The sequence below is a fragment of the Ramlibacter aquaticus genome (assembly GCF_015159745.1).
Lineage (GTDB): Bacteria > Pseudomonadota > Gammaproteobacteria > Burkholderiales > Burkholderiaceae_C > Ramlibacter > Ramlibacter aquaticus.
Window position 1 is genome coordinate 1 of the sequence record NZ_JADDOJ010000008.1, and the last position, 20,883, is coordinate 20,883.

The window sequence follows — 20,883 nt, forward strand, 5'->3', positions numbered from 1 at the left end:
CGGCCCACCCGCCCCAGCCCCAGCGCCACGCCGAAGACGGTGCACAGCACGATGCCGGCGACGGCCGCGCGCAGCGTGTTGGCGACGCCGGCGAGGAAGGCCTTCCAGTAGGGCTGCGAGGCGTCGAAGGGCACCCAGCCCTCGCCGATGTCGAAGCCGGCCGGATCGGCCAGGAAGCCGAAGCCGCCCTGGATGCCGCGCAGGCGCATGTTGTGCAGCGTGAGCATCGCGAGCGCGCCCACGCCAGCGGCCACCAGTGCCAGCACCAACGCCTGCCAGGCCCAGGCGCGCAGGCGGGCGCGCCGCTGCGCCGTGCCCGCGCCGCGCGGCGCCGGGCGCGGCGGGATCGCCATCAGCGCACCGGCGGCGCGTACTGCAGGCCGCCCTTGGACCAGAGGTTGTTGCTGCCGCGCGGCAGGCCGACCGGGCTCTTGGGGCCCACGTTGCGCTCGAAGATCTCGCCGTAGTTGCCGGTGGCCTTGACGGCGCGCGCCAGCCAGGCCTTGTCCAGGCCCAGCAGCTTGCCGGTGTCCTCGGTGGTGCCCAGCAGTCGCCCGATCGCCGGGTCCTTGGTGTCCTGGGCCAGCTTGTCCACGTTGGCCTGGGTGATGCCGTATTCCTCGGCCTCCACCAGGCCGAACAGCACCCACTTGGCGATGGTGAAGAACTCGTCGTCGCCGCGCCGCACGGCCGGGCCCAGCGGCTCCTTGCTGATCAGCTCGGGCAGGATGACGTGGTCGGCGGGGTTCTTGGCCTCCTTGGCGCGGACCGAGGCCAGGCCCGAGGCGTCGGTGGTGTAGGCCTGGCAGCGGCCGGAGAAGTAGGCCGCGTTGGCGGCCTCGAACTTCTCGAACACCACGGGCTTGAGGTTCAGGCCGTTGGCGCGCGAAAAATCGCTCAGGTTCTTCTCGGTGGTGGTGCCGGACTGCACGCAGACGGTGGCGTTCTTCAGCTGCTTGGCGCTCTTGAGCTTGGACTTGGCCGGAACCATGAAGGCCTGGCCGTCGAAGTAGGTGATGCCCACGAACTCCAGGCCCAGCGAGGCGTCGCGCGTCAGCGTCCAGGTGGTGTTGCGCGACAGGATGTCCACCTCGCCCGACTGGATCGCCGCGAAGCGCTGCTGCGACACCAGCGGCACCCACTTCACCTTGCTGGCGTCGCCCAGCACGGCGGCGGCGACGGCGCGGCAGTAGTCCACGTCCAGGCCGGCCCATTCGCCCTTGCTGTCGGCCTGCGAGAAGCCGGCCACGCCGCTGCTCACGCCGCACACCAGCTGGCCGCGCTGCTTGATCGCGTCCAGGGTCTTGCCCGCATGGGCGGGCAGCACGAAGGCCGAAGCCAGCAGGGCGGCGGCCGTTGCAAAGTTCTTCAGTTTCATTGTCGGTGTTCTCCGGCTCGTCCAGGTTGCCAAGGTGCCGACTTTAAAGGCTTGCGCGGCGTCGTGCTTCACTCGCCCGCGGCCGCGCCCTCGCGCCGCGGGTCGCTGGCCGCGGCGATGCCGCCCGGCTCGCGCAGCAGCATCTGGGTGCCGCTGGGCAGCCCGATCTCGCGCACCGGATGGCCCAGGGCCCGCAGCGCATCCAGGGTGGGCGCGGGCCAGCGGCCGCGTTCCACGTAGAGCTCGTCGCCGCCGATGGTGCCCAGCCAGGGGCGCGCCAGGGCCTGGTCCGGGGCCAGCCCCTGGTCGAGCACGCCGCGCAAGGCCGTGGTGACGAAGTGCAGGATGAAGGGACCGCCCGCGCTGCCCGTGGCGGCCAGCACGTCGCCGGTGGCGGGGTCCAGCACCAGCGTGGGGGCCATGGACGAGCGCGGCCGCTTGCCCGGCTGCACGCGGTTGGCGACCGGGCGGCCGTCGTCCCCCCGCGGCGCGAAGCTGAAGTCGGTGAGCTGGTTGTTGAGCAGGAAGCCGCCCGCCAGGCCGCGTCCGCGGTTGGCCATGATGCGGGCGCCGAAGGCGGCCTCCACGCTGGTGGTCATGGCGACCGCGTTGCCCTGGCCATCGATCACGGACAGGTGGGAGGTCCCGTGCTCGGGCTGGGCCGCCATGGGCGCGTAGGCCGAGCGCTGCGCGCCGGGCTCGCCGGCGGGCACCGGCGAGGGCATGCGCGCCGTGCCGATGCGCGCGGCGCGCGTGGCGAGGTAGGCGGGCGCGAGCAGCGCGTCCCAGCCGCCCGGCGGCGGCTCGGTGAAGGCCGGGTCGGCGATGTACTGGGCCCGGTCGGCGAAGGCCAGCCGCGAGGCCTCGGCGTAGCGGTGCAGGGCGGCCACCGTGCTGGCGGGGGCCGTCGCGCCCGCGGGCGGCGCGCCGCTTCCAGGCCTGGGAGTCGTCTCGGCATCGGCCAGCGGGATGCGTGGCGCGGTGCCCGCCTCGGCCTCGGCCGCAGCCAGCAGCCCCAGCATCTGCCCCACCGTGATCGCGCCCGAGGAGGGCGGCCCCATGCCGCACAGGCGCAGCACGCGCTGCAGGGCCCGGTGGTCGAAGCACAGCGGCGCGCGGCGTTGGGGGCGGTAATCGCGCAGGTCCTGCAGCGTCATCCGGCCGGGGTTGGTGGGATGGCTGCGCACCGCGTGCACGATGGCCTGGGCGAACTCGCCCCTCATGAGGCCGGCGGCGCCCTCGCGGGCGATTGCCCGCAGGGCCGCGGCCAGCTCGGGGTTGCGCAGCCTGTGGCCCACCGGCCAGGGGCTGCCGTCCGGCGCCAGGAAATAGGCCGCGGCCACCGGGTCGCGCCGCAGGTCGCCGTCGGCGAGCAGGGACGCGTGCAGGCGCGGACTCAGCGCGAAGCCCTCGTCGGCCAGCCGGATCGCGGGCGCCAGCAGCCGGGCCCAGGGCAGCCTGCCGTGTTCACGGTGCACCTGGGCCAGCATGGCCACCGCCCCGGGCACGCCTACGGCGCGCCCGCCGACCAGGGCCTCGTGGAAGGGCAGGGGCCGGCCGGCGGCGTCCAGGAACAGGCGCTCGTCGGCGGCGGCGGGCGCCGTCTCGCGCCCGTCGTAGGCCAGCGTGCGGCCGTCCATGTGCAGCAGCAGGAAGGCGCCGCCGCCCAGGCCGCTGGACTGCGGCTCGACCAGGGCCAGCACCATCTGCGCGGCGATCGCGGCATCGACGGCGTTGCCGCCCTCGCGCAGGACCTGCGCGCCCGCCTGTGAGGCGAGCGGATGGGCGCTGGCGATGGCGAAGTGGCGGAAGTGCTGCAGCGGCTGCGGGGTCCAGCCGGAGGCGACTTCGGGTTGCTCGGCGCGGGGGGCGCTCGCCGGGCCCACCGCGGGGGCGGTGACCGGCGCGGCGGGCGACAGCGCGGCGCCGGCCGGGGCCGGCAGGCGGCCTTCCGCCCCGGCCGGCGCCCGGGGCGCCGATGTGCAGGCGGCCAGAAGGGCCGCGCAGGCCGCGGCCGCCAGCCAGCGCGGCGGGGCCCTGCGCCTCATGCGTTCAGCGCGGCGCCAGGCGGATCGCGCCGTCGAGGCGAATCACCTCGCCGTTGAGCATGTCGTTCTCGAAGATGTGCTTGGCCAGCTTGGCGTAGTCCTGCGGCGTGCCCAGGCGGGAGGGGAAGGGCACGGCAGCGGCCAGCGAGTCCTGCACTTCCTTGGGCATGCCGAACATCATGGGCGTGCCGAAGATGCCGGGGGCGATGGTCATGTTGCGGATGCCGTTGCGCGCCAGGTCGCGGGCGATGGGCAGCGTCATGCCGACCACGCCGCCCTTGGAGGCGCTGTACGCGGCCTGGCCGATCTGGCCGTCGTAGGCCGCGACCGAGGCGGTGGAGATGATGCAGCCGCGCTCGCCGGTGGCTTCGGGCTCGTTCTTGCTCATGGCGTCGGCCGCCAGGCGGGTCATGTTGAAGGTGCCCACCAGGTTGACCATGATGACCTTGGTGTAGACGGCCAGGCTGTGCGGCCCGGTCTTGCCCACGGTCTTCTCGGCCGGGGCGATGCCGGCGCAGTTCACCAGGCCCATGAGCTTGCCCATGGACTGGGCCTTGGCCACCACGGCCTGGCCATCGGCCTCGTTGCTCACGTCGCACTTGACGAAGGCGCCACCGAGGCGGCGGGCGACTTCCTCGCCCTTTTCGACCTGCATGTCGGCGATGACGACCTTGGCGCCGGCGGCGGCCAGCATGTCAGCCGTGCCCTCGCCGAGGCCCGAGGCCCCGCCCGTGACGATGAAAACCTTGCCCTGGATGTCCATGCGTTCTCCTGATGGTGATTGACGTTGACGTAAACGTCATTATCACCCCGGCCGCAGGGTGCCCCGCGGGCCGGCGCGCCCAAGAAAAAAGCCCCGGTGCATGCACCGGGGCTGAATGGATCCCGAACCCGTGAGGGTTGCGAAGGACCCGAGGAGACAACTTGGGGGACGTCCGTCCCGATACCTGGGATATCGGCCCGGGCGTCCGGAATTCAAGGGGCGGCACCCGCGAAGGGTGCCGCACCCGCCGGGGCTCAGCGCTTGGCGCGGGCGGTGGTCGCCTTGGTGGCGGTCACGGCCTGGTTGGCGACGGCGTTGAAGTTGGCTTCGGCCACTTCGGTCGCCTGCTTCACGGCCTTTTGCACGGATTCCAGGGCGTTGTTGCCGGCGGCAATGGCGCTCTTGAACACGGCGACGGCGGTTTCGCTGCCGGCCGGGGCGTTCTTGGCGGCGTTGTCCACCACGGACAGTACCTTCTTCTGCATGTCGGTCGCCTGGGCTTCGATGGCCTTGGTGAACTCGGCACCGGTGCCGGAGGCGATGTCATACAGGTGGCGGCTGTAGGCGGCGCTCTTCTCGGCCAGGGGCTGGAACAGCGAGGCTTGCAGGGCCAGCAGCTCTTGCGCGTCCTTGACGGACAGCAGGGCCTGGCTGGTGCCGGCGGCTTCGGCCAGGGCGGCCTTGGAAGCGGTCATGTTCAGCTCGACCAGCTTTTCCACGCCTTCGAAAGCCTTGGCGGTCAGGCCGAACAGGGTTTCGACGGAAGCCTTCTGGGAAGCGATCAGTTGTTCGGGGGTCAGCATTGCGGTTTCTCCAATCATTGAGGGTTGGGATAGAGCCGCTCCGCCCGGGCTCTTCAGCCCATGTTGCAGTGCAGCATGGTTCGGATTGTACGGAGCCGGCCGGAGATTGCAAGCCCTTTTTGTTGCGATGCAACATTCTAGGAATTCCTGCCTAGAAACGGGGGCCGGCGCCCGGCCCCGACAATGCGGGCATGCGGGTTTTCTATGCCACCCAGTACGTTCTGTCCCTGCCGCAGGGCCATCGCTTTCCCATGGAGAAGTACCGGCTGCTGCGCGACCGGCTCGCGGCTGAGCTGCCGGAGGTCGAGCTCGGACAGGCCGAGCCGGCCACGGACGGGGAACTGGCGCTGGTGCACAGCCCCGCCTATGTGGCCGGCATCCAGGACGGCAGCGTGGACCCGCGCATCCTGCGCGAGATCGGCTTCCCCTGGAGCCCGGCCATGGCCGACCGGGCGCGACGCTCGGTGGGGGCCACGATCAGCGCCTGCCGCGCGGCCTTGCGCGACGGCATCGCCGCCAACATCGCCGGCGGCACCCACCATTCCTACCCCGACAAGGGCGGCGGCTTCTGCGTCTTCAACGACGCCGCGGTGGCGGCGCGGCTGATGCAGGCCGAATGGGCGCGCACCCGGCGGCGGCCCCTGCAGGTGGCCATCGTCGACCTGGACGTGCACCAGGGCAACGGCACGGCGCGCATCTTCCAGGGCGACCCCAGCGTGTTCACACTGTCCCTGCACGGGGAGAAGAACTTCCCCTTCCGCAAGGAGGCCTCGGACCTGGACGTGGAACTGCCCGACGGCTGCACCGACGAGCCCTACCAGCAGGCGCTGGAGCGGGCGCTGGACGAACTGGCGGCCCGCTTCGACCCGGGCCTGGTGATCTACCTGGCCGGCGCCGACCCGCACGAGGGCGACCGCCTGGGCCGGCTCAAGCTCAGCTGGGACGGGCTGGAGGCGCGCGACCGGCGGGTCTTCGACTGGGCCTGGTCGCGCGGCCTGCCGCTGGCCTTCGCCATGGCGGGCGGCTACGGCCACCGCATCGAGGACACGGTGCAGGCCCAGGTCAACACCTTCCGCGTGGCGCTGCAGTACGCGCGGCGCTGGCAGAATCGGGCGCGATGAGCGAGCCGAGCCCCACCCCCAAGCCGCAACCCCGACCGCGCAGCCACTACAAGGCCTTCCGAACCATCACCACGCGCTGGATGGACAACGACGTGTACGGCCACGTCAACAACGTCGTCTACTACAGCTGGTTCGACACCGCGGTGAACGCGCACCTGATCGAACGCGGCGCCCTGGACATCCACGGCGGCGACACCATCGGCCTGGTGGTGGAAACGCAGTGCAACTACTTCGCCTCGCTGGCCTTCCCGCAGGACATCGAGGCCGGCATCCGCGTGGCGCACCTGGGGCGCTCCAGCGTGCGCTACGAGGTCGGCCTGTTCGCCCGGGGCGAGCCGCTTGCGGCGGCCTGCGGGCATTTCGTCCATGTGTACGTCGCCCGCGACAGCCGCCGCCCGGTGCCGCTGCCCGCCGCCCTGCAAACCGTCCTTGAAGAACTCCAATGAGCACAGCCTCCCAGGTCAGCACCCGCATCGAAGACCCCGCCAGCGTGGACGCGGCGATCGAGAGCCGCTTCTCCACCCGCGCCTTCCTGCCCACGCCGGTGCCGCGCGCCACCATCGAGGACATCCTGCGGGTCGCCAGCCGCGCCCCCTCGGGCACCAACACCCAGCCCTGGAAGGTCCACGTGCTCACCGGCGCCAGCCGCGACGGGCTGGTCGCGAAGGTCTGCGCCGCGCACGATGCGGTGCGCGACAACCCGGCCCTGGCCGCCGAGTACCAGGAGGAATACGACTACTACCCCAGCCAGTGGGTCTCGCCCTACATCGACCGCCGGCGCGAGAACGGCTGGGGCCTGTACGGCCTGCTGGGCATCACCAAGGGCGACAAGGAGAAGATGCATGCGCAGCACCAGCGCAACTTCCGCTTCTTCGACGCGCCGGTGGGCCTGATGTTCACCGTGGACCGGGTGATGGGACGGGGCGCCTTGCTCGATTGCGGCGCCTTCATGCAGAACATCATGGTCGCGGCCCGTGCGCGCGGCCTGCACACCTGCCCGCAGGCGGCCTGGAACAACTACTGGAAGCTCGTGATGCAGCACATCGGCGCGGGGGAGGGCGAGATGCTGGTCTGCGGCATGGCGCTGGGCTTCGCGGACGAGTCCGCGCTGGTGAACCGCTTCCACACCCCCCGCGAGCCGGTGGCGAACTTCACCCGCTTCCACGACTGAAGCGGCATTGCTGGCGCCGGGCCGGTGCCCGGTCGGCACGGGCCTAAAAATTCCGGCGCCCGAGGGCATCCCCGCAGCGGGATTCGCCAGCCTGCGAGGTATGCTCGAGGGTTGATGGCTCCAGACCCCCTGACCCTCGATGGCACCCGTCTCGGGGTCGCCTGGGGGATCCCCTTCGCGGGGCTGCTGCTGTCCATCGCGCTGCTGCCGCTGCTGGCCCCGCGCCTGTGGCACCACCACTACGGCAAGATCGCCGCCGGCTGGGCGCTGGCCTTCCTGCTCCCTTTCGCCGCCCGCTTCGGCAACGGTGCCGCCTCGCATGCCTTCCTGCACGCCCTGCTGGAGGAGTACCTTCCCTTCGTCATCCTGCTGGCCGCGCTGTACGCGGTCTCGGGCGGCATCCACGTCCGGGGCAACCTGCACGGCAGCCCGGGCCTGAACACCGCGGTGCTGGCGGTGGGGGCGGTGCTGGCGAGCTTCATGGGCACCACGGGGGCGTCCATGCTGCTGGTGCGCCCGCTGGTGCGCGCCAACGACAACCGGCGCCACAAGGCCCACGTCTTCGTGTTCTTCATCTTCATCGTCTCCAACGCCGGGGGCTCCCTGACCCCGCTGGGCGACCCGCCGTTGTTCCTGGGCTTCCTGCAGGGCGTGACCTTCTTCTGGACGGTGTCCCACCTGCTGCCGGACACCCTGTTCCTGGTCGGCTCGCTGCTTATCCTGTTCTGGCTCATCGACCGCCACTGGTACAGCCACGAGGATCTGCTGCCCCGCGACCCCACGCCCGACACCCCGCGCATCGGCTTCGACGGTGCGCGCAATTTCTGGCTGCTGGCCGCCATCGTGGGCCTGGTGCTCATGAGCGGCCTGTGGAAGACCGACGCCGGGCTGGACCTGGCGGGCGTGCACCTGGACCTGCCCGGCCTGGTGCGCGACCTCGGGCTGCTGGCGGTGCTGCTGCTGTCGCTGTGGATCACCCCCGCCGGCGTGCACGCCGACAACCAGTTCGGCTGGGGCCCCATGGCCGAGGTCGCCAAGCTGTTCGCCGCCATCTTCCTGACCATCGCGCCCGTGATCGCCATGCTGCGCGCCGGCCTGCAGGGCCCGTTCGCGCCCGTGGTCGCGGCCGTGACGAATGCCGACGGCTCACCCAGCCCGGCCGCCTACTTCTGGGCCACCGGCGTGCTCAGCTCCTTCCTGGACAACGCGCCCACCTACCTGGTGTTCTTCAACACCGCAGGGGGGCAGGCGCAGCAGCTCATGAGCGCCCACGCGCCCACGCTGGCCGCGATCTCGGCCGGCGCGGTGTTCATGGGCGCCAACACCTACATCGGCAACGCGCCCAACATGATGGTCAAGGCCATCGCGCAGGAGCGCGGCGTCCCCATGCCCAGTTTCTTCGGCTACATGGCCTGGTCCGGCGCCATCCTGGTGCCGCTGTTCCTCGTCATGACCTACTTCTTCATCTGAACCGAAAGTGCAGTGCCCATGAGCAAGCCCTCCATCCTCGTCACCCGGGCCGTGTTCCCGGAAACCATCGCCCGGCTCGAGCAGCATTTCGAGGTCGAGCACAACCAGGCCGACGCGCGCTGGGACAAGGCCGAGCTGTGCCGCCGCATCGCCGGCAAGGTCGGCGCCTTCACCACCGGCGGTGACCGCATCGACGCCGACGTGCTGGCCGCCGCGCCGCAGCTGCGCATCTGCGCCAACATGGCGGTGGGCTACAACAACTTCGACGTGGCGGCGATGACTGCCCGCCGGGTGCTGGGCACCAACACCCCTGACGTGCTGACCGAGACCACCGCCGACTTCGGCTTCGCGCTGGTGATGGCCATCGCCCGCCGCGTGACCGAGAGCGAGCATTACCTGCGCGCAGGCCAGTGGGACCGCTGGAGCTTCGACATGTTCTCCGGCTCGGACATCCACGGCGCCACGCTGGGCATCCTGGGCATGGGGCGCATCGGGCAGGGCATCGCCCGCCGCGGCGCGCACGGCTTCGGCATGAACGTGATCTACCACAACCGCTCGCGGCTCTCCGCCGACAAGGAAGCCGAGTGCAAGGCCCGCTACGTCAGCAAGGAAGAGCTGCTGCGCGACGCCGACCACCTGGTGCTGGTGCTGCCCTATTCGCCCGAATCGCACCACGCCATCGGCGAGAAGGAGCTCGCGCAGATGAAGCCCACGGCCACGCTGGTGAACGTGGCGCGCGGCGGCATCGTTGACGACGCCGCGCTGGCGAAGGCGCTGCGCGAGCGCCGCATCGCCGGCGCGGGCCTGGACGTGTTCGAGGGCGAGCCCAAGGTCCACCCGGACCTGCTCACCGTGCCCAACGTGGTGCTCACGCCGCACATCGCCAGCGCCACGGTGCCCACGCGCCGCGCCATGGCCGAGCTGGCCGCCGACAACCTGATCGGCTTCCTGGTGCACGGCAAGCCGGTGAACCCGCTCAACCCCGAAGTGCTGGGGGCCTGAAGCCTTGGAGACCTGGATCCTCATCGCGCTGGCGCTCGCCACGCTGGCCGTCGCGGTGATGCTGCTGCTGCGCAAGCCGCCCTCGAACGAGGCCGGGCGGCAGGAGCTGCTGGCGGCCAACGAGCGCATCGAGCGCGAGCTGCGGCGCGAGATCAGCGAATCCTCCCGCGGGGCGCGCACCGAGACCCTGCAGGCCCTGGCCACCTTCCAGGAGGCCATCGTCAAGCAGGCGGCCGAGGCCACGCGCACCCAGAACAGCCAGATCGACGCCTTCGCGCAGCAGCTCACGCTGCTGCAGAAGACGCTGTCGGACACGCTGGCGATGCAGCTGCAGTCGCTGGGCGAGTCCAACGCCCGGCGCCTGGCCGAGGTGCGCGAGACGCTGGACGCGCAGCTCGCGCAGCTGCAGCAGACCAACGCCGCCAAGCTCGACGAGATGCGCCAGACGGTGGACGAGAAGCTGCAGGCCACGCTGGAGACGCGCCTGGGCGAGAGCTTCAAGCAGGTCGCCGACCGGCTGGAGCAGGTGCACAAGGGCCTGGGCGAGATGCAGAGCCTGGCCCAGGGCGTGGGCGACCTGCAGCGCGTGCTGACCAACGTGAAGACGCGCGGCATCTTCGGCGAGGTCCAGCTGGAGGCCCTGCTGGAGCAGGTGCTGACGCCCGAGCAGTTCGAGCGCCAGGTCGAGACCAAGCCCAACAGCAACCAGCGGGTGGACTTTGCGATCCGCTTCCCCGGCCGCAGCGAGGACGGCGCGCCGGTGTGGCTGCCGATCGACGCCAAGTTCCCGCGCGAGGACTATGAACGCCTGCTGGACGCGCACGACCGGGCCGACCCGGCGGCCGCCGACATCGCCGCCCGGGCGCTGGAGCAGGCCGTCAAGCGCGAGGCCAAGTCCATCAGCGACAGCTACCTCTGTCCGCCGCACACCACCGATTTCGCGATCCTGTTCCTGCCGATCGAGAGCCTGTATGCCGAGGTGCTGCGCCGTCCCGGGCTGATGGATGGCCTGCAGCGCGACTACCGCGTCACGCTGGCCGGGCCCACGACCCTGCTGGCCATGCTCAACAGCCTGCACATGGGCTTCCGCACCCTGGCGCTGGAGAAGCAGGCCTCCGAGGTGTGGAAGGTGCTGGGCGCGGTGAAGACCGAGTTCGAGCGCTACGGCAAGTGGGTGGGGCAGATCCGCGACCAGGTGGACCGCGCCGCCAAGACGCTGGAGACCGCCGACACCCGCACGCGCCAGATGCAGCGCGCGCTCAAGGTGGTGGAAGCCCTGCCCGAGGCCCAGGCGCAGGCGCTGCTGCCGCCGCTGGCCGACGGGGACGAAGGCCTGGCATGAGCGGCCCGCGCGGCGCCGAGCTGCCCCGCCTGATCGCCGGCCAGGTCTTCCTGCATGCCTGCATGGCGGGCACCCGCATGGCGGTGCCGCTGCTGGCGCTGCGCGACGGCTACGGCGAGGCGGCGGTGGGCGCGCTGCTGGCGCTGTTCGCGCTCACCCAGGTGTTCCTGGCCCTGCCGGCGGGCCGCTACGCCGACCGGCACGGCCTGCGACGGCCGATGGCGATCTGCGTCACGGCCGCGGTGCTGGGCGCCGGTCTGGCGGCGGCCTTCCCGGTGTTCCCGGTGCTGTGCCTGGCCGCGCTGCTCACCGGCGGGGCGGCGGGCGGGGCGGTGATCTCGCTGCAGCGGCACGTGGGCCGGGCCGCCAGTTCGCCCACCGAGCTCAAGCAGGTGTTCTCCTGGCTGGCGATCGGGCCGGCCATTTCCAACTTCATCGGGCCGCTGGCGGCCGGCCTCGCGATCGACCACGGCGGCTTCCGTCTCGCCTTCGGCCTGATGGCGCTGCTGCCGCTCCTGTGCTGGTTCTTCGTGCGCCGCGCGACCGACCTGCCGCCCGTGGCCGTGCCGCCCGGCCAGGGCCGGGCCCGGGCCTGGGACCTGCTCGCCGAGCCGGGTTTCCGCCGCCTGCTGTTCGTGAACTGGATCCTGGCCTCGTGCTGGGACGTGCACACCCTGGTGGTGCCGGTGCTGGGCCACGAGCGCGGGCTGTCGGCCTCTGTCATCGGCTCCATCCTGGGCGCCTTCGCGGTCGCGGCGACTCTGGTGCGGGTGGCGCTGCCGGTGGTGGCGGCCCGCGTGCGCGAGGCCGTGGTGGTCACCGCGGCGATGGCGGCCACGGCGGCGCTGTTCGCCATCTACCCGCTCATGAACGTGGCGCTCAGCATGGGCCTGTGCTCCGTGCTGCTGGGCGCGGCCCTGGGCTGCGTGCAGCCGATGATCATGAGCACGCTGCACCAGATCACCCCCGAGCACCGGCACGGCGAGGCCGTGGCCATGCGCATCATGGCGATCAACGCGTCCAGCGTGGCCATGCCCATGCTGTTCGGGGCGGCCGGCAGCGTGATCGGCATCGCTGGCGTGTTCTGGATCGTGGGCGGCGTGGTCGGCCTGGGCACGCGCCTGGCCCTGGGCCTGGGCCGCGGCGCCCGCGCGCACTGAGCGAGGCGGGCGGGGCGCCCGGCGGAGGCTTCAGAGCTGGTAGAAGTCGCGGATGATGGCCCAGGCCTGTTCCGGCGTGTCCGCATGCTGGACCAGGTCCAGGTCGGTGGGCGAGACCACGCCCTCGTCGACCAGGAACTCGAAGTCCACCAGCTTCTTCCAGTATTCGCTGCCGAAGAGCACGATGGGCACCTGCTTGGCCTTGCGCGTCTGCACGAGGGTGATCACCTCGAACAGCTCGTCCAGGGTGCCGAAGCCGCCCGGGAAGGCGACCAGGGCCTTGGCGCGCATCATGAAGTGCATCTTGCGCAGCGCGAAGTAGTGGAAGCGGAAGGACAGCGCCGGGGTGATGTAGCGGTTGGCGCTCTCTTCCATGGGCAGCGCGATGGACAGGCCCACGCTGATGCCGTCGGCCTCGTGCGCGCCGCGGTTGGCGGCCTCCATGATGCCGGGGCCGCCGCCGGTGCAGATGAAGAGCTGGTCGTCGGGCTGGCGGCTGGCGCTGTACTCGGTGACGATGCGGCCGAAGGCGCGCGCCTTCTCGTAGTAGTGCGAGTTGCGGGCCAGCGCGCGGGCCCGGCGCAGCTGCGCCTCGTCGCCGGCCTGCTCGGCCGCCACCACCAGGGCAGCAGCCTCTTCCTCGCTGCGGAAGCGGGCGCTGCCGAAGACCACGATGGTGTTCTCGATGCCGTGCGCCTGCTGCTCCAGGTCGGGTTTCAGCAGTTCGAGCTGGAAGCGGATGCCGCGCGTCTCGCGGCGCAGCAGGAATTCCGGGTCGGCGAAGGCGAGCCGGCTGGCGTCGGGGTCCAGCGGCAGGCCGCGCGTGGAGTGCGCCTGCAGCGTGGCCCAGGCGTCCGCCAGGCGAGGGTCGTGAATGTTTCTTGTCGAAGGCATGGCTGCATTCTGGGCCCTGCACGCCGGGCCGTGGGCCGGCTCAGCTGATCCGGGCGAGCCACTGCAGCAGCCGCGGCTGCGCCGCCGCCAGCCCCTTGTAGGCCAGCACGGCCGGCGACATGCTGGCCAGGCTGTCGTGCAGGCGCCGGGCGCGCAGCGGGTCGGCCACCGCCTGCGTGAGCGGGGCCAGCTGCACGTGGATCGCGAACACCGCCTGCCGCGTGCCCCGCCCCACGGGAAAGAAGCTCTGCCGTTCGGTGCGCCACCAGCAGCGCGCCGCGAATTCCGCCGGCTCGGCAGCCTCGGGCCAGGGTTCGCGCGGGTGGCGCCCGGGGTGCTGGTCATAGCGCGGGGACGGGCTCACCGTCCAGACCCAGCGCTCCCAGCACTCGCCGCCCGTGGCCAGCTGCACCAGGCCGCGCGTGGCGGCGACCAGCGCGGCGTTGTCGGCCACCGGGCCGTGCAGGGTGGCGAAGTCCAGGCCGATCTTCTCCTCGGGCGCCCAGTGCGAAGGCACGCACACCGCCAGCCAGGGCAGCGTGCCGTCGGCGCCGTCCAGCACGGCGAAGTCCTGCTCGAAGGCGAGCTCGGGCGCGAGGCCCGCGCCGTGGCCGGGCAGGCGGCCGGCGATGGCCTCCAGCGCGGGACCGGGGTCGAAGCCGGGTCGCATGAAGCGCGAGCGCCCGGCCTCGAACACGGCCTGCTTCTCGGCCCACAGCCGGCTGCCCGCTTGCAGGGGCACCAGCTGCGGGTCGCCGGCGGGCAGCCGCCGCAGGCCGGGCTGCATGCGGAAGGGGACGGGGAGGGTGAGCAGGTCCAGGCCGGTCATGACGCAGGCCATTCTGCCGTGTGCCGTGTGCCGTGGTCCCAGGAGCCCGCGATGCAGCGGGCGTGCAGGGCCGCCGCGATGCGGGGCGGCCCGCCGGGCCCCTCAGGGCGGCGTGACGCTGACCCGGCCGCCGTCGCGCACCCCGGGCGGCGGGTAGACGACGACCTGCTGGCCCGGGGCCAGCCCCTGCTTCACCCAGGCGACGCTGCCGTTGCGGCCGCCGACCTGCAGCGCCTGGACGTGGGCGCGGCCCCCCTCGATGCGGTAGGCGGCCAGGCCCTCGCCCTGCGGAAACAGGGCGCCCACCGGCACCAGCGTCGCCCCGTCCACGGCCTGCGTGACCAGCCGGACGGCGACGCGGAAGCCGTCGCCCACGTTGCGCCAGGCCGGCGGCGGGTCGACCAGGTCGATGACGGCGTTGACGCGCTGCTCCTCGATGCCCAGGGCCGAGACCTTGGTGAAGGCGCCCGGGTCCACGCGGACCAGCCGCCCCTCCACGGGCGGCCCGCCCCAGCGCTCGATGACGGCGCGCGTGCCGGGGGCGGCCTGCACGGCCTCGGTGGTCAGCAGCTCCGAGACCACCTCCATGCGGGCGGTGTCGCCCAGGTCCATCAGCGGCGCGCCGGCCGGGACGGTGGCCTCGCTCTGCACCGCCAGCCTGATCACCAGGCCGTCCACCGGTGCGCGCAGGGCCAGCGGCTTGCCGGCCACGATGCCGGCGTCGGCCGGGCGCAGCGCCACCTGGGCCTGGTCGCGCTCGTGGCCCGCCAGGTCCTGCGCGGCCTCGGCGGCTTCGATCTCGCGGCGCGCGGCGTCCAGGGCCAGGCGCACCGACGCCAGCCGCGAGGGCGCGACAAAGCCGTCGCGGGCCAGTTTCTCGCTGCGCTCCAGCTCGAGCTGCGCCTCGCGCTGGGCGACCCGGGCGCGGGCCAGCCGGGCCCGGGCGCCGTCGAGGTTGGCGCGGGCGGCCTCCAGGCGCGCCTCGAGTTCGGCGCGGCTGCGCTCGTCCACCAGCGAGGGCATCACCGGCAGCAGCACCGCGACCACGTCGCCGCGCCGGACCCGGTCCCCCTCGCGCAGCGTGATGCGTTGCAGGCGCGCCGCCACCGGCGCCGACACGGTGAAGCGCTCCTTCAGCCGGGTGCGCCCGTCCTCTTCCACGCTGCGCTCGAAGCGCCCGGTCGTCACGGCGGCGGCCTCGACCGCGACCGGGCTGGGCGCAAAGGCCCAGGCCAGTGCCAGCGCGGCCGCCAGCGCGGCGGCCGCGGCCCAGGCCCATCGCCGTGCCGGGCGGGGCTTGCTGTCTTCGTCCATCTCTACTCCCTCGTCTTCAAGGACGCCACCATGTCCAGCCGGTCGATGCGCCGCCGCACCACCAGGGCGCTGGCCACCCCCGCGCAGGCGACCGCGAGCGCCGCCCAGGCGTAGGTGCGCGGCTGGATGTCGACCGGGAACAGGAACTGGTCGTTGCGCATCAGGTCCACCAGACCGTGCGTGAGCAGCCATCCCAGCCCCATGCCCAGCGGCACTGCCACCGCGATCGAGAGCGCCAGTTCGCCCAGCAGCAGCACCGACACCTCGCCGCGCGTGAAGCCCAGCACGCGCAGGCTGGCCAGTTCCCAGCTGCGCTCGGCCAGGGCGATGCGGGCGTTGTTGTAGACCACGCCCACGGCGATGACGACCGCGAAGCCGGTCAGGATCGCGCTCATGACCAGGATGTTGCGGGCGGTGATGCTGCGCATGTTGCGCAGCAGCGTGGCCTTGCTGAAGACCCCGGCCACGCCCGGCATGCCCTGCGTGGCCTGCACGACCTCGCGCACCCGGCCGCGCTCGACGAACAGCGTGAAGGCGTTGGCCACGTCCGGGTCGCCCAGGAGACGGTTGAGCGCTTCGCGCTCCATGAAGGCGTTCAGGCCCATCATGTCGCGCACCGTGCCCTCCAGCACCACCTGGCGCACTTCACGCCGGCCCTCGCGCACCTCCAGCGTGACCGTGTCGCCCACCCGCAGGCCGAGCTTTTCCGCCAGCCGGTCCGTCAGCACCAGGCCGTCGCGCCCGGGCGTCGCGGGCTGGAGGTCCACGTCCACGATGCGGCGCAGCAGGGCCGGGTCGGCGAAGCCCTCCACCTGGGCCTTCTGCGAGCGCGCCCCATGGACCAGGCGCACCGGCACGCTGCGGCCGGCCTCGACCTGCAGCACGCCCGGCACGCGCAGCAGCTCGCGCCGGGCCGAGGCGTCCACGGTTTCGGTGGTCCACACGGCCAGGTCGCCGCGCATGGCGAGGTCGAAGTTGGCGTGGATGATGAGCTCGATCGCGTCGCGGAAGAAGTTGCCCATGACCACGATCGCGACCGCCAGCGCGATGCCGGCCACGGTGAGGCCGCTGCGCAGCGGGCGGCGTTCCACGTTGCGCAGGATCATGCGCAGGCCCGTTCCCGCCCGCAGGCCCGGCAGGCGCTCCAGCAGGGCGCGGCGGTAGCGTCCTGGGGCCGGCGGGCGCATGGCCTCGGCCGGCGACAGGCGCACCGTGGCCGCGATGGCCGTGAGGGTCCCGGCCACGGCGGTCAGGGCGACGATGGCCAGCCCGGTCGCCGCCAGCCACGGCGCCAGCCGGTGCTGCAGCAGCGGGAAGCGGAAGGCCTCTGCGTACAGGCCCATCAGCCCGGCCCCGAGCTGGTCGCCGGCCAGCAGCCCCAGCGCGAAGCCGCCCAGCACCATGGGCAGCACCAGCTTGAGGTAGTGCAGGGCGATCGCCCGGTTGCCGTAGCCCAGGGCCTTGAGCGCGGCCACCTGCTCGCGCTGCGTGGCCACCAGCCGCGCCGTGACCACGTGCAGCAGGAAGCCGGCGACGGCCAGGAAGATGGCCGGCAGCACGGTGCCCAGCACCTGCTGCTCGTGGATCTCGTTGTCCAGCATGGCGTGCGAGACCTGTTCGTCGCGCCCGTGCACGGGGGTGCCGCCCAGTGGCGCGAGCAGGCGGCCGGCCGCGTCCGCCACGGCGGCGGGCGAGGCGCCGGGCGCCAGCCGCAGCGCCACGTGGTTGAAGGCGCCACGCATGTCCAGCACGGCCGCCAGCGCATCCCGGTCGACCCAGAAGACGCCGAAGGCGCGCAGGTCCGGCATGCCCCACAGGCCGCCGAAGATGTACTCGGGCGACAGGGCGATGCCGGTGATGCGCACCGGCCGCTGCCGTCCGTTGACCAGGGCCTGGGCCAGGTCGCCGGCGCGCAGCCCGTGCGCGATGGCAAAGCCCTCGGAGACCGCCGCCTCCAGCTCGCGCGCGCCGGGCTCGGGCCAGCGGCCCGAGCGCAGCGAGACGCGGTTCAGGGCCTGGGCCTGGCGGGCGTCGCGGCCGATCAGCTGGCCGATCACGGGGTCGGGCGAGTCCGCCAGGGTGACCCGCGCCGCCGCCTCCACCGTGGGCTGGACCGCGGCCACGCCCGGCAGCGCGGCCAGCCGCTGCACCAAGCTGTCGGGCGCGCGCTTCACGCTGGCGAACAGGTCGGCGAAGCGGGCCTGGGCGTAGAAGCTTTCCCTCGCGGCCTGCAGCGAATCCACGGCCGAGAGGCAGGCCACGAAGCCGGCGATGCCGCTGGCGACCACCAGCCCGATGGTGATGGCCTGGCTCCACAGCAGGCGCAGGTCGCGCAGCACCTTGCGGTCCAGGGCCTTCATGACCGCCTCACCAGGACAGCTCCGACGGCGTGAGCCGCCGTGCCGGCCGCTCCACGCTGGCGATGCGCCCGTCGGCCAGCCGCACGATGCGGTCGGCCATCTGCCCGATGGCCGCGTTGTGCGTGATCACGACCGCGGTGGTGTGCAGCTCGCGGTTGATGCGCGCGATGACCTCCAGCACCAGCTTGCCCGTGCCGTAGTCCAGGGCGCCGGTCGGCTCGTCGCACAGCAGCACCTCGGGCCGCTTGACGATCGCCCGGGCGATGGCCACCCGCTGCTGTTCGCCGCCCGAGAGCTGCGAGGGGAAATGGTCGGCCCGGTGGCCCAGCGCGACCAGGCCCAGGGCCTCGTCCACGGGCATGGGGTCGGCGGCGATGTCCGTGACCAGGGCCACGTTCTCGCGCACCGTGAGGCTGGGAATGAGGTTGTAGAACTGGAAGACGAAGCCGACGTGCTCGCGCCGGTAGCGCGTCAGGTCGGCGTCCGAGGCGCCGTCCAGCCGGTGGTCGCGGAAGCGGACTTCGCCGGCGGTCGGCCGGTCCAGCCCGCCCACGATGTTCAGCAGGGTGGACTTGCCGCTGCCGGACGCGCCCAGCAGCACCACGAACTCGCCAGGCGCCACGTCCAGGTCGACCTCGCGCAGGGCCCGCACCGCGCCGTCGCCAGACCCGTAGACCTTGCTGACGCCATGCAGGTGGAGGACGGCTGCGGCAGGCTCCATCCCGGCATCTTGCACCGGCAGGCCCGGTGGGGCTTGACCTGCCTCAATCGGGACGGGCCCGCAGCGTCGCGGGAAAAGCCGCGCCACCAATGGCAAGGGCCCCTTGCGGGGCCCTGGACAGGCGGGCGGCGATCAGGTCAGGCGCCGCCCCATGGCAGAGGGCGGACGCCGCCCAGGGGCGGTGGCCGGCCTCAGGCGTGCAGCCTCAGACGCGGCGGCGGTATTCGGCGGTGCGGGTGTCGATTTCGACGCGGTCGCCCTGGTTCACGAAGATCGGCACGCCGATTTCGAAACCGGTGGAGATCTTGGCGGGCTTGAGCACCTTGCCGGAGGTGTCACCCTTGACGGCGGGCTCGGTCCAGGTGATTTCGCGCTCGATGCTGGTGGGCAGTTCGACCGAGATGGCCTTGCCTTCGTAGAACACGACCTCGGCGGTCATGCCGTCCTCGAGGTAGTTCAGGGCGTCGCCCATGTTCTCGGCCTCGACCTCGTACTGGTTGTACTCGGGGTCCATCCAGACGTACATCGGGTCGGCGAAGTAGGAGTAGGTGCAGTCCTTCTTCTCCAGCACGATCTGGTCCATCTTGTCGTCGGCCTTGTAGACGACTTCGGTGCCCTGGTTGTTCAGCAGGGACTTGAGCTTCATGCGCACGGTCGCCGCGTTGCGGCCCCCGCGGGAATACTCGGTCTTCAGGACAACCCAGGGCTGGTTGTTCTGCATGATGACGTTGCCGGCGCGGATCTCTTGGGCGATTTTCATGGTGCGACTCGGAAGGCTCGGGAAAGCAAAGCCTCTTATTCTAACCTTTTTCCGAGCCGTCCCGGCGAATCCCGGCCATGGCGCGGCATACACTCGCGGGTTCATGGCCTCCCGCATCCTTGCCCGACTGCGCCGCAAGCGCCCCGCGGTGCACGTGGAAACCCTGCTGGCCTGCACGGCGCTGTTCATGCTGGCCGCCGGCAACGGACCCTTCTGGCACGCGCTGCTGGCGGGCCGCCCCGCCGAGCCGGGCACCTGGCTGTTCGCGGCGGCCGTGTTCCTCTCGCTGTCCTGCATCTATTTCGCGCTGGCCGCGTTCTTCGTCAACCGCTGGACGGTGCGCCCGGTGCTGGCCGTGCTCCTGCTGGTCACGGCCGCCTCGCACTACTTCATGGAGCGCTACGCGGTCTACCTGGATCGCGCCATGCTGCGCAACATCCTGGCGACCGACCCGCGGGAGGCGGGGGAACTGCTGAGCTGGGCGCTGGCCGGGCACCTGCTGCTGCTGGGTGGGCTGCCGGCCGCCCTGCTGTGGTGGCCTACGCTGCGGCACCGCCCGGTGCTGCGCGCCGCCGCCGTGCGCACCGGCTGGATCCTGGGCGCGCTGGTGCTGGGGACGGCCAGCCTGCTGCTGGTGTTCGCCGACTTCGCCGCCACCATGCGCAACCACCGCGAAATGCGCTGGCTGATCACGCCCGGCAACGTGGTGGTGTCCCTGGTCGGCCATTTCGGCAGCCGCGCGCCCCGGGCCGGCCAGCCGCGCCTGGCAGTGGCCCCGGACGCGAAGCCGGGCCCGGCCCCGGCGCGGCCGCTGTTCGTGGTGATGGTGGTGGGGGAGACCGCGCGGGCGCAGAACTTCTCGCTCAACGGCTACCCCCGCGACACCAACCCCGAGCTGGCGCGGCGCGGCGTGGTCGACTTCCCCCAGGCCACGGCCTGCGGCACCTCCACCGAGGTGTCGCTGCCCTGCATGTTCTCGCCCTGGGGCCGCCGCCACTACGACGAGGACGCGATCCTCTCGCACGAGTCGGTGCTCAACGTGCTGGCCCGCACCGGCGTGCACGTGCTCTGGCGCGACAACCAGTCCGGCTGCAAGGGCGTGTGCGAGGGCCTGCCGCAGGAGGCGACGTCCCGCCTGGACCTGCCCGGCGTCTGCCGCGACGGCCAGTGCCTGGACGAGGCGCTGCTGCACGGCCTGGACGCCATGGCCCGCGATGCGAGCGGCAACACCCTGGTGGTGCTGCACATGCTGGGCAACCACGGGCCGGCCTACTTCAAGCGCTACCCACCGGCCTTCCGCCGCTTCACCCCGGCCTGCGAGACCGAGGACCTGCGGCGCTGCGACCCGGCGCAGATCCTGAACGCGTACGACAACGCGATCCTCTACACCGACAGCGTGCTGGGGCGCCTGGTGGACCTGCTGCAGGCGGCTTCGGCCACGCACGACAGCGCGATGCTCTACGTCTCCGACCACGGCGAGTCGCTGGGTGAGAACGGCCTGTACCTGCACGGGCTGCCCTGGGCCATCGCCCCCGACACGCAGACGCACGTGCCCTTCATCTTCTGGGCTTCGCAGCACTTCGCGGCCGGCCGCCGGCTGGACATGGACTGCCTGCGGGCGCGCGCCCGGCAGCCGGTGTCGCACGACAACCTCTTCCATTCGCTGCTGGGCCTCTTCGACGTGAAGACGCGCGCCTACGAGCCCGGCCTGGACATCTTCGGTGGCTGCCGCCGGGGCTGAGCGCGC

At 72.2% G+C, this 20,883-nt stretch carries 18 protein-coding genes and 1 pseudogene; 8 read left to right on the forward strand and 11 right to left on the reverse strand.

Features of this window, described 5'->3' with window-relative positions; translation table 11 throughout:
• The 5 genes and pseudogenes from IM725_RS03255 to IM725_RS03275 all read right to left on the reverse strand — a co-directional run.
• Nucleotides 1–353 (reverse strand): annotated as a pseudogene (locus tag IM725_RS03255) (amino acid ABC transporter permease); the annotation flags it as partial.
• Nucleotides 353–1,378: an amino acid ABC transporter substrate-binding protein gene (locus IM725_RS03260; RefSeq protein ID WP_193779142.1), complete on the reverse strand. Its 1,026-nt coding sequence runs from the start codon at nt 1,376–1,378 to the stop codon at nt 353–355. The gene IM725_RS03260 and the pseudogene IM725_RS03255, both read right to left, overlap by 1 nt.
• A gap of 68 nt (nt 1,379–1,446) precedes the next feature.
• A complete protein-coding gene (locus tag IM725_RS03265; protein WP_193779143.1) occupies nt 1,447–3,426 on the reverse strand; it encodes a gamma-glutamyltransferase family protein in 1,980 nt (659 codons plus the stop codon).
• 4 nt (nt 3,427–3,430) lie between these two features.
• Nucleotides 3,431–4,189, reverse strand: a complete 759-nt coding sequence (locus tag IM725_RS03270; protein ID WP_193779144.1) for a 3-hydroxyacyl-CoA dehydrogenase — start codon at nt 4,187–4,189, stop codon at nt 3,431–3,433.
• Between the two features lie 254 nt (nt 4,190–4,443).
• On the reverse strand, nt 4,444–4,992 hold the full coding sequence (locus IM725_RS03275) for a phasin family protein (protein ID WP_193779145.1): 549 nt from the start codon (nt 4,990–4,992) through the stop codon (nt 4,444–4,446).
• A gap of 191 nt (nt 4,993–5,183) precedes the next feature.
• Here IM725_RS03275 and IM725_RS03280 point away from each other — a divergent pair, with 191 nt between their 5' ends.
• From IM725_RS03280 to IM725_RS03310, 7 genes are all read left to right on the forward strand, one after another.
• Nucleotides 5,184–6,113: a histone deacetylase family protein gene (locus IM725_RS03280; protein WP_193779146.1), complete on the forward strand. Its 930-nt coding sequence runs from the start codon at nt 5,184–5,186 to the stop codon at nt 6,111–6,113.
• A complete protein-coding gene (locus IM725_RS03285) occupies nt 6,110–6,559 on the forward strand; it encodes an acyl-CoA thioesterase (RefSeq protein WP_193779147.1) in 450 nt (149 codons plus the stop codon). The genes IM725_RS03280 and IM725_RS03285 overlap by 4 nt, the downstream gene beginning before the upstream one ends.
• A complete protein-coding gene (locus IM725_RS03290; RefSeq protein WP_193779148.1) occupies nt 6,556–7,284 on the forward strand; it encodes a nitroreductase in 729 nt (242 codons plus the stop codon). The genes IM725_RS03285 and IM725_RS03290 overlap by 4 nt, the downstream gene beginning before the upstream one ends.
• Nucleotides 7,285–7,398: 114 nt before the next feature.
• Entirely contained in the window at nt 7,399–8,754 is a 1,356-nt protein-coding gene (locus IM725_RS03295) for a sodium:proton antiporter (RefSeq protein WP_193779149.1), read from the forward strand.
• Nucleotides 8,755–8,772: 18 nt separating this feature from the next.
• A complete protein-coding gene (locus IM725_RS03300; RefSeq protein ID WP_193779150.1) occupies nt 8,773–9,756 on the forward strand; it encodes a 2-hydroxyacid dehydrogenase in 984 nt (327 codons plus the stop codon).
• Nucleotides 9,757–9,760: 4 nt separating this feature from the next.
• Nucleotides 9,761–11,098, forward strand: a complete 1,338-nt coding sequence (locus tag IM725_RS03305) for a DNA recombination protein RmuC (RefSeq protein WP_407692496.1) — start codon at nt 9,761–9,763, stop codon at nt 11,096–11,098.
• The gene (locus IM725_RS03310) at nt 11,095–12,258 is read left to right on the forward strand and encodes an MFS transporter (RefSeq protein WP_193779151.1); all 1,164 of its coding nucleotides are present in this window, start codon (nt 11,095–11,097) and stop codon (nt 12,256–12,258) included. The genes IM725_RS03305 and IM725_RS03310 overlap by 4 nt, the downstream gene beginning before the upstream one ends.
• 30 nt (nt 12,259–12,288) lie before the next feature.
• Here IM725_RS03310 and IM725_RS03315 read toward each other — a convergent pair whose 3' ends face one another.
• The 6 genes from IM725_RS03315 to efp form a co-directional block, all read right to left on the reverse strand.
• Nucleotides 12,289–13,152, reverse strand: coding sequence for an LOG family protein (locus IM725_RS03315; RefSeq protein ID WP_193779152.1), 864 nt, complete (start codon nt 13,150–13,152; stop codon nt 12,289–12,291).
• 40 nt (nt 13,153–13,192) lie between these two features.
• Nucleotides 13,193–13,981: a heme-dependent oxidative N-demethylase subunit alpha family protein gene (locus IM725_RS03320; protein WP_193779153.1), complete on the reverse strand. Its 789-nt coding sequence runs from the start codon at nt 13,979–13,981 to the stop codon at nt 13,193–13,195.
• 102 nt (nt 13,982–14,083) lie between these two features.
• Nucleotides 14,084–15,295, reverse strand: coding sequence for an efflux RND transporter periplasmic adaptor subunit (locus tag IM725_RS03325; RefSeq protein WP_193779154.1), 1,212 nt, complete (start codon nt 15,293–15,295; stop codon nt 14,084–14,086).
• 2 nt (nt 15,296–15,297) lie between these two features.
• Nucleotides 15,298–17,655 carry an ABC transporter permease gene (locus IM725_RS03330; RefSeq protein ID WP_193779155.1) on the reverse strand — a complete coding sequence of 786 codons (2,358 nt, stop codon included), beginning with the start codon at nt 17,653–17,655 and terminating at the stop codon, nt 15,298–15,300.
• A gap of 7 nt (nt 17,656–17,662) precedes the next feature.
• Nucleotides 17,663–18,376 (reverse strand): ABC transporter ATP-binding protein, encoded by a 714-nt coding sequence (locus IM725_RS03335; protein ID WP_193779156.1) that lies wholly within the window; start codon nt 18,374–18,376, stop codon nt 17,663–17,665.
• Between the two features lie 205 nt (nt 18,377–18,581).
• Nucleotides 18,582–19,136: an elongation factor P gene (efp, locus tag IM725_RS03340; protein WP_193779157.1), complete on the reverse strand. Its 555-nt coding sequence runs from the start codon at nt 19,134–19,136 to the stop codon at nt 18,582–18,584.
• Between the two features lie 103 nt (nt 19,137–19,239).
• Between efp and IM725_RS03345 the strand changes: the two genes are divergently transcribed.
• Complete coding sequence (locus IM725_RS03345) at nt 19,240–20,877, forward strand: phosphoethanolamine transferase (protein ID WP_193779158.1); 1,638 nt, start codon at nt 19,240–19,242, stop codon at nt 20,875–20,877.
• Nucleotides 20,878–20,883 lie beyond the last annotated feature (6 nt).

Bases quoted from the DNA above. Each gene is read 5' to 3' on its own strand.
- IM725_RS03260 (WP_193779142.1), bottom strand. From the start codon at position 1,378: ATGAAACTGAAGAACTTTGCAACGGCCGCCGCCCTGCTGGCTTCGGCC.
- IM725_RS03265 (WP_193779143.1), bottom strand. From the start codon at position 3,426: ATGAGGCGCAGGGCCCCGCCGCGCTGGCTGGCGGCCGCGGCCTGCGCG.
- IM725_RS03270 (WP_193779144.1), bottom strand. From the start codon at position 4,189: ATGGACATCCAGGGCAAGGTTTTCATCGTCACGGGCGGGGCCTCGGGC.
- IM725_RS03275 (WP_193779145.1), bottom strand. From the start codon at position 4,992: ATGCTGACCCCCGAACAACTGATCGCTTCCCAGAAGGCTTCCGTCGAA.
- IM725_RS03280 (WP_193779146.1), top strand. From the start codon at position 5,184: ATGCGGGTTTTCTATGCCACCCAGTACGTTCTGTCCCTGCCGCAGGGC.
- IM725_RS03285 (WP_193779147.1), top strand. From the start codon at position 6,110: ATGAGCGAGCCGAGCCCCACCCCCAAGCCGCAACCCCGACCGCGCAGC.
- IM725_RS03290 (WP_193779148.1), top strand. From the start codon at position 6,556: ATGAGCACAGCCTCCCAGGTCAGCACCCGCATCGAAGACCCCGCCAGC.
- IM725_RS03295 (WP_193779149.1), top strand. From the start codon at position 7,399: ATGGCTCCAGACCCCCTGACCCTCGATGGCACCCGTCTCGGGGTCGCC.
- IM725_RS03300 (WP_193779150.1), top strand. From the start codon at position 8,773: ATGAGCAAGCCCTCCATCCTCGTCACCCGGGCCGTGTTCCCGGAAACC.
- IM725_RS03310 (WP_193779151.1), top strand. From the start codon at position 11,095: ATGAGCGGCCCGCGCGGCGCCGAGCTGCCCCGCCTGATCGCCGGCCAG.
- IM725_RS03315 (WP_193779152.1), bottom strand. From the start codon at position 13,152: ATGCCTTCGACAAGAAACATTCACGACCCTCGCCTGGCGGACGCCTGG.
- IM725_RS03320 (WP_193779153.1), bottom strand. From the start codon at position 13,981: ATGACCGGCCTGGACCTGCTCACCCTCCCCGTCCCCTTCCGCATGCAG.
- IM725_RS03325 (WP_193779154.1), bottom strand. From the start codon at position 15,295: ATGGACGAAGACAGCAAGCCCCGCCCGGCACGGCGATGGGCCTGGGCC.
- IM725_RS03330 (WP_193779155.1), bottom strand. From the start codon at position 17,655: ATGAAGGCCCTGGACCGCAAGGTGCTGCGCGACCTGCGCCTGCTGTGG.
- IM725_RS03335 (WP_193779156.1), bottom strand. From the start codon at position 18,376: ATGGAGCCTGCCGCAGCCGTCCTCCACCTGCATGGCGTCAGCAAGGTC.
- efp (WP_193779157.1), bottom strand. From the start codon at position 19,136: ATGAAAATCGCCCAAGAGATCCGCGCCGGCAACGTCATCATGCAGAAC.
- IM725_RS03345 (WP_193779158.1), top strand. From the start codon at position 19,240: ATGGCCTCCCGCATCCTTGCCCGACTGCGCCGCAAGCGCCCCGCGGTG.